19 protein-coding genes and 1 pseudogene are annotated in these 12,767 nt (G+C 71.8%); 6 read left to right on the plus strand and 14 right to left on the minus strand.

Annotation, left to right across the window (positions count from 1 at the left end):
• Positions 1 to 67 precede the first annotated feature (67 nt).
• The 3 genes from ACH4VX_RS29530 to ACH4VX_RS29540 all read right to left on the minus strand — a co-directional run bounded on the left by ACH4VX_RS29530 (position 68) and on the right by ACH4VX_RS29540 (position 1,926).
• On the minus strand, positions 68 to 643 hold the full coding sequence (locus tag ACH4VX_RS29530) for a hypothetical protein (protein ID WP_398371604.1): 576 nt from the start codon (positions 641 to 643) through the stop codon (positions 68 to 70).
• A 191-nt stretch (positions 644 to 834) separates the two neighbouring features.
• Entirely contained in the window at positions 835 to 1,632 is a 798-nt protein-coding gene (locus ACH4VX_RS29535; protein WP_398371606.1) for an RNA polymerase sigma factor SigF, read from the minus strand.
• Between the two features lie 153 nt (positions 1,633 to 1,785).
• Complete coding sequence (locus ACH4VX_RS29540; RefSeq protein WP_398371608.1) at positions 1,786 to 1,926, minus strand: hypothetical protein; 141 nt, start codon at positions 1,924 to 1,926, stop codon at positions 1,786 to 1,788.
• Between the two features lie 160 nt (positions 1,927 to 2,086).
• Here ACH4VX_RS29540 and ACH4VX_RS29545 point away from each other — a divergent pair, with 160 nt between their 5' ends.
• From ACH4VX_RS29545 to ACH4VX_RS29555, 3 genes are all read left to right on the plus strand, one after another.
• Positions 2,087 to 2,479, plus strand: coding sequence for a DUF2795 domain-containing protein (locus ACH4VX_RS29545; protein ID WP_398371610.1), 393 nt, complete (start codon positions 2,087 to 2,089; stop codon positions 2,477 to 2,479).
• Between the two features lie 73 nt (positions 2,480 to 2,552).
• Positions 2,553 to 2,978, plus strand: coding sequence for a CBS domain-containing protein (locus tag ACH4VX_RS29550; RefSeq protein ID WP_398371611.1), 426 nt, complete (start codon positions 2,553 to 2,555; stop codon positions 2,976 to 2,978).
• A 21-nt stretch (positions 2,979 to 2,999) separates the two neighbouring features.
• A complete protein-coding gene (locus tag ACH4VX_RS29555; protein ID WP_398371613.1) occupies positions 3,000 to 3,545 on the plus strand; it encodes a type 1 glutamine amidotransferase domain-containing protein in 546 nt (181 codons plus the stop codon).
• Positions 3,546 to 3,563: 18 nt separating this feature from the next.
• On the opposite strand, the gene ACH4VX_RS29560 is transcribed toward ACH4VX_RS29555, so the two are convergent.
• Entirely contained in the window at positions 3,564 to 3,851 is a 288-nt protein-coding gene (locus ACH4VX_RS29560; protein ID WP_398371614.1) for a DUF6158 family protein, read from the minus strand.
• Positions 3,852 to 3,912: 61 nt separating this feature from the next.
• Here ACH4VX_RS29560 and ACH4VX_RS29565 point away from each other — a divergent pair, with 61 nt between their 5' ends.
• Complete coding sequence (locus ACH4VX_RS29565; protein WP_398371616.1) at positions 3,913 to 5,025, plus strand: Vms1/Ankzf1 family peptidyl-tRNA hydrolase; 1,113 nt, start codon at positions 3,913 to 3,915, stop codon at positions 5,023 to 5,025.
• An 11-nt stretch (positions 5,026 to 5,036) separates the two neighbouring features.
• On the opposite strand, the gene ACH4VX_RS29570 is transcribed toward ACH4VX_RS29565, so the two are convergent.
• Complete coding sequence (locus ACH4VX_RS29570; RefSeq protein ID WP_398371618.1) at positions 5,037 to 6,656, minus strand: ABC-F family ATP-binding cassette domain-containing protein; 1,620 nt, start codon at positions 6,654 to 6,656, stop codon at positions 5,037 to 5,039.
• Between the two features lie 144 nt (positions 6,657 to 6,800).
• On the opposite strand from ACH4VX_RS29570, the gene ACH4VX_RS29575 reads away from it, so the two are divergent.
• Both ACH4VX_RS29575 and ACH4VX_RS29580 read left to right on the plus strand, forming a co-directional pair.
• The gene (locus tag ACH4VX_RS29575) at positions 6,801 to 7,622 is read left to right on the plus strand and encodes a methyltransferase domain-containing protein (RefSeq protein WP_398371620.1); all 822 of its coding nucleotides are present in this window, start codon (positions 6,801 to 6,803) and stop codon (positions 7,620 to 7,622) included.
• Positions 7,623 to 7,665: 43 nt separating this feature from the next.
• A pseudogene (locus ACH4VX_RS29580) lies at positions 7,666 to 7,837 on the plus strand (hydrophobic protein).
• A gap of 54 nt (positions 7,838 to 7,891) precedes the next feature.
• On the opposite strand, the gene ACH4VX_RS29585 reads toward ACH4VX_RS29580, so the two are convergent.
• Genes ACH4VX_RS29585 through ACH4VX_RS29625 form a run of 9 tightly spaced genes read right to left on the minus strand, consistent with a single transcriptional unit; the run spans position 7,892 to position 12,748 of the window.
• Positions 7,892 to 8,215: a gas vesicle protein K gene (locus tag ACH4VX_RS29585; RefSeq protein WP_398371621.1), complete on the minus strand. Its 324-nt coding sequence runs from the start codon at positions 8,213 to 8,215 to the stop codon at positions 7,892 to 7,894.
• On the minus strand, positions 8,212 to 8,400 hold the full coding sequence (locus ACH4VX_RS29590; RefSeq protein ID WP_371237096.1) for a gas vesicle protein: 189 nt from the start codon (positions 8,398 to 8,400) through the stop codon (positions 8,212 to 8,214). The genes ACH4VX_RS29585 and ACH4VX_RS29590 overlap by 4 nt, the downstream gene beginning before the upstream one ends.
• Positions 8,397 to 9,176 (minus strand): GvpL/GvpF family gas vesicle protein, encoded by a 780-nt coding sequence (locus tag ACH4VX_RS29595; RefSeq protein ID WP_398371623.1) that lies wholly within the window; start codon positions 9,174 to 9,176, stop codon positions 8,397 to 8,399. Before ACH4VX_RS29595 ends, ACH4VX_RS29590 begins: the two co-directional genes overlap by 4 nt.
• The gene (locus tag ACH4VX_RS29600; RefSeq protein WP_385044790.1) at positions 9,173 to 9,514 is read right to left on the minus strand and encodes a gas vesicle protein; all 342 of its coding nucleotides are present in this window, start codon (positions 9,512 to 9,514) and stop codon (positions 9,173 to 9,175) included. Before ACH4VX_RS29600 ends, ACH4VX_RS29595 begins: the two co-directional genes overlap by 4 nt.
• Positions 9,511 to 10,686: an SRPBCC family protein gene (locus tag ACH4VX_RS29605; RefSeq protein WP_398371625.1), complete on the minus strand. Its 1,176-nt coding sequence runs from the start codon at positions 10,684 to 10,686 to the stop codon at positions 9,511 to 9,513. The genes ACH4VX_RS29600 and ACH4VX_RS29605 overlap by 4 nt, the downstream gene beginning before the upstream one ends.
• On the minus strand, positions 10,686 to 11,276 hold the full coding sequence (locus tag ACH4VX_RS29610) for a DNA primase (protein ID WP_398371627.1): 591 nt from the start codon (positions 11,274 to 11,276) through the stop codon (positions 10,686 to 10,688). The genes ACH4VX_RS29605 and ACH4VX_RS29610 overlap by 1 nt, the downstream gene beginning before the upstream one ends.
• Complete coding sequence (locus ACH4VX_RS29615; RefSeq protein ID WP_398371629.1) at positions 11,273 to 11,539, minus strand: gas vesicle protein GvpG; 267 nt, start codon at positions 11,537 to 11,539, stop codon at positions 11,273 to 11,275. Before ACH4VX_RS29615 ends, ACH4VX_RS29610 begins: the two co-directional genes overlap by 4 nt.
• A gap of 4 nt (positions 11,540 to 11,543) precedes the next feature.
• Positions 11,544 to 12,317, minus strand: coding sequence for a GvpL/GvpF family gas vesicle protein (locus ACH4VX_RS29620; RefSeq protein WP_398371630.1), 774 nt, complete (start codon positions 12,315 to 12,317; stop codon positions 11,544 to 11,546).
• The gene (locus ACH4VX_RS29625; RefSeq protein ID WP_398371632.1) at positions 12,314 to 12,748 is read right to left on the minus strand and encodes a gas vesicle structural protein GvpA; all 435 of its coding nucleotides are present in this window, start codon (positions 12,746 to 12,748) and stop codon (positions 12,314 to 12,316) included. Before ACH4VX_RS29625 ends, ACH4VX_RS29620 begins: the two co-directional genes overlap by 4 nt.
• Positions 12,749 to 12,767 lie beyond the last annotated feature (19 nt).

The following is a 12,767-nucleotide window of genomic DNA, read 5'->3' on the forward strand; positions in this document are numbered from 1 at the left end:
GGAGGTGACGAGAGGGCTCAAGCCAGTCAGTACCCAGCGTGCCGCGTGCCATGGGGGGCGGCGGGCGTCAACTGTCCGCGCGGGTGGTGCGGTCCCGGTACACGCGGTGCGCGGCGGCGCCGAACGCGCCCGCGATCAGCAGACCGCCGGCGGCCAGCGCGGGTACGGAATCGGTGAAGGCACCGCCCTCGCCGGCGTGGACCCCCTGGTGCGCGGGGGCGTCGGTGCAGGGGGTGGCTTTCGACTCGCTGGGCTTGGAGTGGGGAGCCCTGGATTCGGTGGGTTCGGGCTTCAGCGCCTTCGGTTCGACGGCCCCGGGTGCGGCAGGGTCGCTTTCCTCGGGGGCGGGGATCTCTGCTTCGAGACCGAGGCCGGCATCGAGGTCTGCATCGAGGTCGGCGTCGAGGTCGGCGTCGAGGTCGTCCAGGGCCGTGCTCCTCGGTACGACCTCCTCGGGTCCGGCGGGTTCGAGGGCATCCGGTTCCCACTCGTGTTCCTCGGGTTCCGGGCAGGGCGAATGGGAGGCGGTTCCCCAGGAAGCCCCGTCGTCCGGAACGGTGCCCGCGAACGCGGCCGGTGCGAGCGCCGCGAGGGCGGCACCGGTGGCGGCGGCGAGGGACAGGGCACGGACGGTGCGGCGCATGGTGCGGGCTCCTTCGAGCGACGGCGGGGGCACGGCGTTCGGTCACGCCCCACAGCCATCACAGCCCCATCACCGCCGCACCGCTCGCCGCCGGACACCATTGGCGGGACCGGGCACACCCGAGCGGGTGAAGGGCGGCCGGGGAAAACGCGTACCGGGCCCCGCGCCCCGGCGGGATCCGGACGCGGCCCCTACGTCTCGCCGGCGTCCCCCATGACCTGCTCCCGTACCCGGCCGCAGCAGCGGCTGATCAGGCGGGAGACGTGCATCTGGGAGATGCCCAGTTCCTCGGCGATGCTGCTCTGCGTCATGTCGCCGAAGAACCGCATGTAGAGGATGGCCCGCTCCCGCTCGGGCAGCGCGGCCAGCCGTTCCCTGACGGCCTCGCGGTCGACCACGGTGTCCAGCGCCGGGTCGGGCGCGCCGAGGGCGTCGCCGAGCGAGTAGCCGTCGTCGCTGCCGGGCAGCTCGGCGTCCAGGGACAGCGTGCTGAAGCTCTCCAGCGCCCCCTGTCCGGTACGGACGTCCTCCTCGCTCAGATCGGCGTGCTCGGCGATCTCGGCCACGGTCGGCCGGCGGCCGGGGATGCTCTGGGACAGGTCCTGGGAGGAGTGCCGGACGCGGTTGCGCAGGTCCTGGACCCGGCGCGGTACGTGCAGGGTCCACATGTGGTCACGGAAGTGCCGTTTGATCTCGCCGGTGATGGTCGGCACGGCATAGCTCTCGAACGCGTTGCCGAGGTCGGGGTCGTACCGGTCGACGGCCTTGACCAGGCCGAGCGCGGCGACCTGGCGCAGGTCGTCGAAACTCTCGCCGCGGCTGCGGAAGCGTCCGGCGAGGCGGTCGGCCATGGGCAGCCAGGCCTCGACGACCTCGTCACGGAGCGCGTCCCGCTCCGGGCCGGGGGGCAGTGCGGCGAGCCTGTGGAAGGCGGCTGCGGTGTCGGGGGCGTCGTCGTGCGGGTGTTTCGCGGTCGCTCGGATCGGCATGGTGCGTCGCAGCTCCCTCGGGGGGACGCTCGGGGACGGACGGTCACCGTGGCGAGCGCACCGGTCGGGGGACAGGTGCGCCCGGAGCGGCGCGACACCGCCTCCACGGACGTGCCTCCTGTCCGAAGCACTGGAGCTGCGCCTGCCCCCGTTTCACCGCCCCAAACCCCCCAGCCGGGCTTCGGGCGGATCGGCCTCGGGCGGTGCGGGCGGCAGCAGGAGTTCCTCGTAGCGGCCCAGCATCAGGATCACGCCGAGCATGAGTGGCGGGATGAGCACGGCGAGCACCGCCATGGCCTGTCCTTTCCGGGAGGCGCGTGGGGGGCGTGGGGATGCGGGTCTCCCGCCCTCCGGCGGCCAAACACCGGGCCGTGCCGATCCGGCACCCGAACCCCCGTGTCGCTCTCCGCTCCCCGGGTACGCGGTGCGCACCCCAAAGGATCTGGAGGGAGACATGCAGCGAGGCAGCGACCGGCTCAGCGTCCACCGCGACGACGAGATGAAGCACGAACTGCAGGGTCTGCTGCGGTCCGGGCACCCCACCCGCACCGAGGAGTGGCACGACCCGGAGCCGTTCGCCGACGACGACCCCGAGGTCGCGCGCGGCCCGGTGACACCGGGCCGCGGCCCGACGTCACTGGAGTCGGTGCGGCTGGAACTGGCCAGGATCCTGGGCCGCGGGGCGTTCCCCGCGGGCCCGCGCGAGCTGATGCGCGCCCTGGACCGGCGGTACGCGCCCGACACGCTCATCGAGGCGTTGGAGCGGCTGCCGCGCCAGGCCCGCTACCACAACGTCCAGGAGCTGGCCGAGGCACTGACCCGGTCCCGGGAGACGGAGACCGCGTGACCGGTCCGTCCGGGGCACCGCGGGCCGGCCCGCGGTGCCCCGGACGGCCGGGAACGACAGGGAGGCCTCGGTCATGGCCGAGTTCGTCAAGGACGTGATGACTGCGGGCGTGGTCGCCGTGCGCCCGGACGCCTCGATCGTCGAGGCGGCGCGGCTGACGCGCACCCAGAACATCGGCGACGTGGTGGGGGCCGGCGGACAGCGGGTCGTCGGCGTGCTCACCGACCGCGACATCACGGTCCGGGCGGTCGCCCGGGGCGCGGATCCGCTCGGGATGAGCGCGGGGTCGATGTGCGCGCCGGACCCGTTGGCGCTCGCCCCGGACGACCCGGTGTCCTCGGCCGTCGCCCTGATGCGTGAGCACGCGATACGCCGGATCCCGGTGGTCGAGGGCGGTCTGCCGGTCGGGCCGGTGAGTCTCGGCGATCCGGCCGAGGCGCGGGAGCCCGGCTCGGCGCCGGCCGGCATCGGCCATGCGGAACCGGACAGGAACAGCTGAACGAAGGGACGTAGTGACATCATGCGAATCGCATTCCTGACCGCGCCCGAGGGCGTTGAGCAGGTGGAGCTGACCGAGCCGTGGCAGGCGGCCGTGGACGCCGGTCACGAAGCGGTGCTCGTGTCGACGGGCCCGGGGAAGATCCAGGCGTACAACCATCTCGACAAGGCGGACACCTTCCCCGTGCAGGAGGTCGTCGGCGAGACGTCGGCGGACTCCTTCGGCGGGCTGGTGCTGCCGGGCGGGGTGGCCAACCCGGACTTCCTGCGCATGGACGACAAAGCCGTCGCGTTCGTGCGGGACTTCTTCGAACAGGGCCGGCCGGTCGCCGCGATCTGCCACGCCCCCTGGACCCTGGTCGAGGCCGACGTCGTCCGGGGCCGGGTGCTGACCAGCTGGCCCAGCCTGCGGACCGACCTGCGCAACGCCGGCGCCACCTGGGTCGACGAGCAGGTGAAGGTGTGCGACCACGGGCCGAACAAACTGGTCACCAGCCGCAAGCCGGACGATCTCAAGGCGTTCTGCGAGACGTATCTCGAGGTGTTCGGGGCGGAGAAGAACTCGTAGGCGACCCGGGACCCGGGTTCAGGAGCCCGGGGTCGTGGGTGTCGTGGTGTCCGCGGCGCCCCGCTCCCGGGCACCTTCTCGGGTGCGGCCCGCGGCCACCGGGCGGCGCGGGTTGCGGCGCAGGTACTCGCCCTCCAGCTGCGCCATCCGCTCGTTGTGGACCCTCAGCGCGTCGTTGGAGCCGTACAGCAGTGTGTCGTGACGCGTGCGGTGGATGGTCTCCAGCTCCTTCATGAGCTGCTGGTCGTCCAGGCGGTCCGGCTCGACTCCGGTCATCGTGGTGCCCCGCTCGTCGTGTGTGTCCATACGGTTCGGGTACCCGCCCGACCGGCCGAGCACTACCCCGAACGCCAACCGGGAGGGAGCCATGGAACTCGCTTTCCTGCATCCACTCTACGAACGTCCCGGCCCCTGGGCCTCCGTCTACGTCGACACCTCCCGGCACACGGAGAACACCCCCCAGGAACGGCGGCTGACGGCCCAGGCGATGGCCGGGGAGCTGGCCGACCAGGGGGCGGACAAGGCGACCTGTCAGGCGGTGCGCCGCGCGCTGGAGGATCTGCGGCACTCCGGTGAGCCGCACGGCCGCGCGATGTTCGCCCGGGACGGCGAGGTGGTGCTCGACCCGCCGCTGGCCCGGTCCCCGCAGCGCGACCGGGCCCGGTGGGCGCCGCTGCCCAGGGTCGCGCCGCTGCTCGAGCTGGCCGGCGAGGACCCGGTGTGCGTCGTCGCCTACGTCGACCGCAGGGGCGCGGACTTCGAGCTGCGCAGCGCGCTCGGCCGGGACGACGTCGGCGGTGTCACCGGGCGGCAGTGGCCGCTGCACCGGACCGGTTCCGTGGACTGGTCGGAGCGCCATTTCCAGCTGCGGGTGGAGAGCACCTGGGAGCACAACGCCGCGGAGATCGCCGACGCGCTCGCCGTCTGCCACGAGGAGACCGGCGCCGATCTGCTGATCCTCGTCGGTGACGACCGTGAGCAGCGCTCCGTGCGCGAACGGCTGCCGCAGCGGCTGCACGGCCTGGTGGTCGAGGCCTCGCACGGGGCCGGCAGCAGACTGCTCGACGAGGACGTGGAGCGGATCCGCGCGGATCACGTCCGCGACCGGGCCGCGGCGGAGCTGGAGCGGTTCCTCGCCGCCCGGGGCCCCGACGACGAGGGCCGCACGGGTGCCGTGGAGGGCGTGCCGGCGCTGGTCGAGGCCGCGCGCGAGCACCGGATCGACGAACTGCTGATCCGGCCGGATTCGGCCGACACGCACCGTGAGGTGTGGATCGGTGAGGATCCGGACCAGCTGGCGGTGCGGCGTACGGACCTGAAGGTGCTCGGCGAGCAGAACTCCTGGTCGGCGCGGGCGGACGACGCACTGATCCGGTCGGCGGTCGCGACGGGCGCGCCCGCGCTGTCGGTGGCCGCGGCGCCGGACGCGCGGGACGACACGCCGGTCGGCGGACTGGGCGCGCTGCTGCGCTGGAAGTGAGAGCGGGGTGCTTACCGCACTCGTTCCACCCGGCGTTCGTCCCAGACCGGTTCGGAGGTCTCCCTGACCCGGCCGTCGCTGCCGAAGACCAGGAAGCGGTCGAAGGAGCGGGCGAACCAGCGGTCGTGGGTGACGGCGAGAACCGTGCCCTCGAAGCCCTCCAGGCCTTCCTGGAGGGCTTCGGCCGATTCCAGGTCGAGGTTGTCGGTCGGCTCGTCGAGGAGCAGGGCCGTGACGCCCTGGAGTTCCAGGAGCAGGATCTGGAAGCGGGCCTGCTGACCGCCGGAGAGGCGGTCGAAGGTCTGCTCGGCCTGCTGGGTCAGTTCGTACCGCCGCAGGCGTGACATGGCGGCGCCCCGGTCCTGGGAGTGTTCGGCCCACAGGATGTCCAGGAGGGTGCGGCCCAGCAGTTCGGGGTGGGCGTGGGTCTGCGCGAAGTGTCCGGGCAGCACGCGCGCGCCGAGTTTCCAGTTCCCGGTGTGGGCCACGCCGTCGCCGGCGAGCAGGCGCAGGAAGTGGGACTTGCCGGAGCCGTTGGAGCCGAGCACGGCGACCCGTTCGCCGTAGAAGACCTCCAGGTCGAAGGGTTTCATCAGGCCGGTGAGTTCGAGCCGCTCGCAGGTGACGGCGCGTACTCCGGTACGGCCGCCCTTGAGACGCATCCTGATGTCCTGCTCGCGCGGGGGCTCCGGCGGCGGGCCGGCCTCCTCGAACTTGCGCAGCCTGGTCTGGGCGGCGCGGTAGCGGGACGCCATGTCCGGACTGTTCTCGGCTGCCTGACGCAGCGTCAGGACCAGCTTCTTCAGCTGGGCGTGCTTCTCGTCCCAGCGGCGGCGCAGTTCCTCGAAGCGGGCGAAGCGTTCCTGCCGGGCCTGGTGGAAGGTGGCGAAGCCGCCGCCGTGCACCCATGCGTCGGCGCCCGCGGGGCCCGGTTCGAGGGAGACGATCTTCTGGGCGGCGCGGGCGAGGAGTTCGCGGTCGTGGGAGACGAAGAGGACGGTCTTGCGGGTCTCGGCGAGCCGTTCCTCGAGCCAGCGTTTGCCGGGTACGTCGAGGTAGTTGTCCGGCTCGTCGAGCAGCAGCACCTCGTCGGTGCCGCGCAGCAGCGCCTCCAGCACCAGGCGCTTCTGTTCGCCCCCGGAGAGGGTGCGGACCTCGCGCCACTGCGCCTTCTCGTAGGGCACGCCCAGCGCGGCGGTGGTGCAGATGTCCCACAGCGTCTCGGCCTCGTACCCGCGCGCCTCGGCCCAGTCGGCGAGGGCCTGCGCGTACGCCAGCTGGGCGGCCTCGTCGTCGACGGTCATGATCGCGTGTTCGGCGGTGTCGACGGCGCGGGCGGCCTCACGGATCCTGGGCTGCGCCACGGACACCAGCAGGTCGCGCACGGTCGTCCCGTCCCGTACGGAGCCGACGAACTGGCGCATGACGCCGAGGCCGCCGGTGACGGTGACGGAGCCGCCATGCGGCTTCAGCTCGCTCGCGAGGAGGCGCAGCAGGGTGGTCTTGCCCGCGCCGTTGGGTCCGACGAGGGCCACGACGGCCCCCTCCCCCACCCGGAAGGAGGCATCGCCCAGCAGCGCCCTCCCGTCGGGGAGGTAGTACTCGAGGTGCGCGGCTTCCAGATGACCCATGGTGGGGATTGTGCGGGGTCGTCGGTGCAGGTGGCAAACGGTTTCCGGCAAGGGTTTCCCAGAATGTGAAACGTGAGTCTCACCATACGGCTGACGGGCGTAGCGTGAGTGCCCTCCTACGAGAGTGGAAGGGGTGGGTTCGTCATGCCGGAAGCACGGGAGACCGCCGTCTACACGCACGGCCACCACGAGTCGGTGCTGCGGTCGCACACCTGGCGGACCGCCGAGAACTCGGCGGCGTACCTCCTCGGGGTCCTCGAGCCCCATATGCGGATCCTGGACATCGGGTGCGGTCCCGGCACCATCACCGCGGATCTGGCGGGGCTCGTTCCCGACGGGCACGTCACCGGCCTCGACCGGGAGCCGGGGATTCTGGAGCGGGCCCGGGCGGTGGCCGGCGAGCGGGGGCTGAGGAACACCGATTTCACGGTGGGGGACGTGCACGCGCTGGACTTCCCGGACGACACGTTCTGCGTGGTCCACGCCCATCAGGTGCTCCAGCACGTGGGCGATCCGGTGGGGGCGCTGCGCGAGATGCGGCGGGTGACCAGGCCGGGCGGTTTCGTCGCCGTCCGGGACTCGGACTACGCGGCGATGACCTGGTATCCCCTGTCACCGGGCATGGACGACTGGCTGGACCTCTACCGGCGGGTGGCCCGGGCCAACGGGGGCGAGCCGGACGCCGGGCGGCGGCTGAAGTCCTGGGCGCTCGCCGCGGGCTTCACGGACGTCACCGCGACCTCGGCCACCTGGACCTTCTCGACCGCCGGGGAGCGGGCCTGGTGGAGCGGCCTGTGGGCGGACCGCACGGTGGCGTCGGCCTATGCCGCGCGGGCGGTCGACGGCGGCCACGCCACTCGGCAGCAGCTGCGGGAAGTGGCCGGGGCGTGGCGGGAGTGGGGCGACCGGGAGGACGGCTGGTTCGGCGTGCTGCACGGTGAGGTTCTCTGCCGCAAGGAAGCCTGAGCAGCGTTCTCCGTGCGATCAGAATGCCAGGAGGTTCGACGTCATGGTTCCCGTTCTTCTGGTCCTGCTGCTGGCGCCGAAATTCTTTTCGGCGCCGGATCTGCGGTGAAGGTTCTCCGGTGGAGCGCCCGGCGGTTCCGCTCGTGTGGCTTCCGGGGTTCTTCACGCGCAGCACGTCGGCGGGCGGGGGCAGGGGCCGCTGGTACCGGTGGTGAGTGGGGGACGGGAGATCCCCCGGACCAGGTCCGGGGGATCTCCCGTCCCGGACGTCAGTCCCGGGGAAGCAGCGGTCCGAGCGGCCCGAGGTCCAGATTCAGGTCCTCGGGCCGCAGTCCGTAGCGGTCCCGCAGTTCCGCCATGCGGTCCTCGAGCAGCATGAGGGTGAGCCCGACCCGCTCCTCCTGCTCCTCGCTCAGGTCCCCCTCGTCGAACCGTCGCACCGCCTGGCGCTCCATGAGCTGGCGCAGCAGTTCCACGACGGTGAGCACCAGTTTGATCAGGTCGCGTTCGACCGTGTCCGGCTCCAGGTCCAGGCTCCTGCGCCGGTCTCCGTGCGGCTCCACGTGCCGCCCGTCGTCGGGGGCGGCCGTCACGGCGAGTCCTCGAAGGGCGAGGGGACCCGCGCGTTGACCGAGCTGATGAGCGCGTTGAGGTCGATACGGACCAGGTCGACGTCCGCGATGCGCAGCGTGATGTCCCCCTTGATGACGACCCCGCCGGCCAGCAGCCGGTCGAGCAGGTCCACCAGGGCTATCTCACGGCGTTCGACGACGGTCACCGGCCCTCCCCCTCGGCGGCTTCCTCACCGGCGAACGAATAGGCCGCCCAGGGGCCGGTGAGTTCGACGCGTATTCCGGGCACGCCGTCCTTCGTACGGTCCACCTCTTCCACGAATTCCTCGGATTTCGCGCGGGGTACGAGGTAGGCGGCATTGAGCACATTGCGTCCGGAGGCGCCGGAGAGCGCGGGATTCTGCGGTGCGTGCAGCCGGGAGTCCTCGGCGGCCCCGGAAAGGGTCTCGTGCAGCCGGGTCGCGAACGTCTCGGCCCGCTGCCACAGATCGTCCTGCGATTTCGTCTGCATTCGCCGCTGTCGCAGATAGTCCCGGCCGGACGCCGGTTTCGGCGCGGGCGCGGCGGAAGCCTCCGGCGTCCGGTCCGACTCGACGTAGACCTTGACGCCCCACTCGACCCGGCCCTCCAGCCGGTCCAGGGTGCGCAGGAAGCTCTCCTCGCGCGCCTCCATCATGGTCCGTACGCCGCTGTCGTCGCGGAACACGGTGCCGAGCCGCAGCGGCAGCGGGGTCGTGACGGTGGTGAGCGCGTCGATCACGCCCTGGTGGGCGCGGGCGACCGCGGTCAGCCAGTCGAGGTCCTCCAGGTGCGCGTGCAGCGGTCCCTCCGCGAAGTCCGCCTCGGGTACGTGGCTGACGACGGCCACCAGGCCGTGGTGGGGCAGCAGCCGGGGCGGATCGCCTCCGACTCCGGTCAGCTGGGCCTGGAGCGGCGTGCCGTAGGGGCGGCAGACCGCGTAGACGTACCGCAGTCCGGTCACGAACCCTCCTCCTGTGCGCGGCGGGGCGCCGGCCCCAGTTCCTCCAGCCGGGCCAGCCGCTCACGCAGCTCCGCGTTCTCCCTGGCCAGTTCGTCGCGCCGGGCGCGCGAGGACAGCGCCGGGTCGGACTCCCACCAGTCGATCCCCATCTCCTTCGCCTTGTCGACGGAGGCGACGACGAGCCGCAGTTTGATGGTGAGGAGTTCGATGTCCAGCAGGTTGATGCGGATGTCACCCGCTATCACGACGCCCTTGTCGAGCACCCTTTCCAGGATGTCGGCGAGATTGGCACCACTGCCCTGGCCGTACGGCTCGGGAAGCCGGCTGGGGGTCGTCATCGGCGGCTCCGGCTCTCGGGCTGCTCGTCCTCGGCCTCGGCCTCGGTCTCGTCCTCGTACTCGTCCTCCGGGTACTCGTCCTCCTCGTACGCGTCCTCGGACTTCTCGGGTTCCTCGGCTTCCTCGGGTTCCTCGGCCTCGGGCTCCTCCTCGTCCTCCGGCTCGTACTCCTCCTCGGGTTCCGTGCCGGCTTCGTCCTCGTACTCGGCCCCGGCTTCGTCCTCGTCCCCGGGTTCCTCGTCGTACTCGTCCGAAGGGGTCTCGCTCTCCTCCTCGGAGGAGGCTTCGTCCTCCTCCTCGGCGAGGGCGTCCTCGTGGCTGCGGACGACCTCGCCGTCGCGGATCTCGCCCCGCCAGCTGTCCTCGGCCTCGCCCTTGATGGTGATGAAGCGGGCGAAGTTCTTCAGGTCGAGCCGGGCGCGGCGGCCCTGGGCACGCCAGATGTTGCCCGTCTTCTCGAAGAAACCCGTGGGGTAGTACTCGATGACCAGCAGGACGCGGGTGAGGCTGTCGGCGAGGCGGTGGAAGGAGACGACGCCCCTCGTCGTGCCCTTGGCGCCCTCCGAGGACCAGGCGATGCGGTCGTCGGGGACCTGCTCGGTGGTCTTCGCCTTCCAGCTGCGGTTGGACCACCAGATCTTCGCCTGCCAGTCCGACATGACGTCGTCGGACTTGTTGGCGCTCTTGACGCCCTTGGCGAAGGTGCTGAAGTCCTGGAACTGGGTCCACTGGTCGTACGCCGTGCGCAGCGGGACGCCGACATCGATGTACTCCATGATGACGGTGGGCTTCTTGCCGGCCGAGCTCTTCCGCTTGCCCTTGCCGCCGCCGAGGCCCTTGAGCGCACCCATCACGTTGTCCTTGGCCCGTGAGGCGCCGAGTTCGACGGCGCTGCGCAGGGGGCTCTTGCCCTCGGCGATCTTGCGGCCGCCGTCGAGGGCGAGCTTGGCGAAGCCCGGGCTGTTGCCCTCGGCGATGTCGTTGAGCTTGTTCGTGGTCTCGCCGAGCTTGTGGCCGAGACCGGTCAGCAGCCGGGTGGCCTGGGCCGCGAGGTAGTCCTGCAGTTCACCCTTGAGCCGGTCGGCGGCCTCGCTGTGGGCCACGTCGGCGAGCGGGTTCTTCGACGCGCCGTTCTGTGCGGCGGAGCCGGCCCGTCCGAGGGTCTCGGTCATCACTCACCGCCTCCCTTCGGCGTACGGGAGCGGGCACCGCGGGACGCGGCCGCCGTCTTCTTCGCCGCCGTCTTCCTCGCGGGAGCCGCCCTCTTCTCCGCCGCCTTCTTCACGGGGGCGGCCTTCTTCCCCGGTGCCTTCTTGGCGGCCGCCTTCTTGGCCGGCCGCTCGGAGGCCGGCTCGTCCTCGTCCGGCGGCTCCCGGTCCTCCGCCTCCGTCTCCTCCGCCTCCGCGTCCTCGGCGCGTTCCTCGTCGGCGTCGTCCTTCGAACCGCTGCCCGTCAGCCGGTTCCGCATGTCGGCGGTACGACCGTGCAGCCGGTCGGCGAGGGAGTCGAGCTGCCGCTCGACCAGCGCGCCGGAGGCCGCCTTGCCGACGCCCCGCAGATCACCGCGCAGCTGGTCGCCGATCTCCTTGAACTGCGGATTGTCCCGCAGTTGCCGGGACACCAGGTCGGCGACCATGCGCGGGCTGAGGTTCAGCTTCTTGCCCGCCACCAGGCCGCCGACGGCGGCCGCCATTTTCAGCTTCTTGGTCCGTCCGAGGAGGTATCCGGCCCCGATCGCGAGGCCCAGTCCCATTCGGTTCATCGTGGTGCCGTCCCGTCCCCTGTACCCGCGCCGGTGCGCGTTGCGGTCTCCAACCGGTCGAGGAGTTCGTCCTCCTGCCGGTCGAACTCCTCCTCGGTGATCTCTCCGGCCTCCAACTGCTCCTCCAGCCGACCCAGTTCGGCCCGTATCGTGGCAGGGTCGTAGTAGATGCGTTCCGCTTCCCGGAGCACCTGCCGGATGGCCCAGCCGCTGCCGCGCACCGGGGCGAACGGCAGCAGCAGCACCTCGGAGATCAAGCCCATGTCGTCACCCCGCTCCGGCGTCCGCTCCGCCGGCCGCGGTACCCGCCGGCTCGGCCGGGCCGGGCTCGACGAAGCTGTACGGCGGCAGCGGGCCGTTCAGACGCACTTCGAGGTGGGGCAGGTCCTTGCGGGCCTGTTCCACCGCTTCCAGGAACTCCGCCGCCGTATCCCGCTTCACCAGGTACGACACGTTGGCGAGCCAGCCCGTGGACTCGGGACCCACGCTCACCGCGTCGGCGACCGGTTCCAGGGCGCTCTCCAGCGCGGTGGCGTCCTCGGCCTCCTTGCCCTTGACCGCGGCGGCGACCATCTCGCCGAGTTGGATCTTCTGCTCGTAACTGCCGCCGCCGGACTGCCGGTTGGCCTCCGCGAGGGCGCGGATCTCCGGGTTGCCGGCCATCACGTGGTGCAGGACCGCGTCCTCGACGTGGTTGGCCTTGATGTTGTACTCGACCCGGCCGTCCAGGGCCCGCAGCCGCTCCCCGTAGTGCTCGGCGCGCTCGGCGAGGACGCCGGTGACTGCGTCGTCGTCCGGGGCGACGCTGCCGAAGCGCATGGGCAGCACACAGCCGGCCGCGCCGGCCTCGCTGAGCACGTTCTGGTGGGCGAGCAGCTCCCTGCGCTTGGGGCGCAGGCCCTCGGGGGCGTCACTGACCAGGGCCGCCAGTTCGCCCTGGCGCAGGACGCGCACCGGCAGCGAGGGGTCGCCGACGCCGCCCACGCCCTCGGGGAGGCCCGGGTGCGACGTAGCCGTGATGCCGTAGATGTACGTGCTCACTCCTGCTCCTCCTTCCGGCGGGCCGAGCTGCTCCTGCGGGCCCGCGGACGCGACTCGGTCTCGCGCTCGGAGTCACCCTCACGCGTCTGCTTGAAGGCGTCGGAGATGGTCTCGGCGGCGCCGGACAGCGCTCCCTTGGACTTGCCGCGGGCGCCGGACTCGGTGACCTCCCCGACGATCTCGGGCAGGCCCGGGCTCTTGCGGGGCCCGGCCTCCAGGTCGAGGCGGTTGCACGCCTCGGCGAAGCGGAGATAGGTGTCGACGCTGGCGACGACGACACGTACGTCGATCTTGAGGATCTCGATGCCGACCAGGGACACGCGCACGAAGGCGTCGATGACGAGCCCCCTGTCCAGAACAAGCTCAAGCACGTCGTAGAGGCCGCTGCTGCCGCCTCCACCGCCGGTCTGCTGTGCCGGTACTACTGTCATGCCGGCTGTCCCTCCTTGT

The sequence above is a fragment of the Streptomyces sp. NPDC020731 genome (assembly GCF_044334705.1).
Lineage (GTDB): Bacteria > Actinomycetota > Actinomycetes > Streptomycetales > Streptomycetaceae > Streptomyces.

Excerpts from the sequence above, each read along its gene's own strand:
- ACH4VX_RS29530 (WP_398371604.1), bottom strand. The coding sequence starts at position 643 with ATGCGCCGCACCGTCCGTGCCCTGTCCCTCGCCGCCGCCACCGGTGCC.
- ACH4VX_RS29535 (WP_398371606.1), bottom strand. The coding sequence starts at position 1,632 with ATGCCGATCCGAGCGACCGCGAAACACCCGCACGACGACGCCCCCGAC.
- ACH4VX_RS29540 (WP_398371608.1), bottom strand. The coding sequence starts at position 1,926 with ATGGCGGTGCTCGCCGTGCTCATCCCGCCACTCATGCTCGGCGTGATC.
- ACH4VX_RS29545 (WP_398371610.1), top strand. The coding sequence starts at position 2,087 with ATGCAGCGAGGCAGCGACCGGCTCAGCGTCCACCGCGACGACGAGATG.
- ACH4VX_RS29550 (WP_398371611.1), top strand. The coding sequence starts at position 2,553 with ATGGCCGAGTTCGTCAAGGACGTGATGACTGCGGGCGTGGTCGCCGTG.
- ACH4VX_RS29555 (WP_398371613.1), top strand. The coding sequence starts at position 3,000 with ATGCGAATCGCATTCCTGACCGCGCCCGAGGGCGTTGAGCAGGTGGAG.
- ACH4VX_RS29560 (WP_398371614.1), bottom strand. The coding sequence starts at position 3,851 with ATGGACACACACGACGAGCGGGGCACCACGATGACCGGAGTCGAGCCG.
- ACH4VX_RS29565 (WP_398371616.1), top strand. The coding sequence starts at position 3,913 with ATGGAACTCGCTTTCCTGCATCCACTCTACGAACGTCCCGGCCCCTGG.
- ACH4VX_RS29570 (WP_398371618.1), bottom strand. The coding sequence starts at position 6,656 with ATGGGTCATCTGGAAGCCGCGCACCTCGAGTACTACCTCCCCGACGGG.
- ACH4VX_RS29575 (WP_398371620.1), top strand. The coding sequence starts at position 6,801 with ATGCCGGAAGCACGGGAGACCGCCGTCTACACGCACGGCCACCACGAG.
- ACH4VX_RS29600 (WP_385044790.1), bottom strand. The coding sequence starts at position 9,514 with ATGACGACCCCCAGCCGGCTTCCCGAGCCGTACGGCCAGGGCAGTGGT.
- ACH4VX_RS29605 (WP_398371625.1), bottom strand. The coding sequence starts at position 10,686 with ATGACCGAGACCCTCGGACGGGCCGGCTCCGCCGCACAGAACGGCGCG.
- ACH4VX_RS29610 (WP_398371627.1), bottom strand. The coding sequence starts at position 11,276 with ATGAACCGAATGGGACTGGGCCTCGCGATCGGGGCCGGATACCTCCTC.
- ACH4VX_RS29615 (WP_398371629.1), bottom strand. The coding sequence starts at position 11,539 with ATGGGCTTGATCTCCGAGGTGCTGCTGCTGCCGTTCGCCCCGGTGCGC.
- ACH4VX_RS29625 (WP_398371632.1), bottom strand. The coding sequence starts at position 12,748 with ATGACAGTAGTACCGGCACAGCAGACCGGCGGTGGAGGCGGCAGCAGC.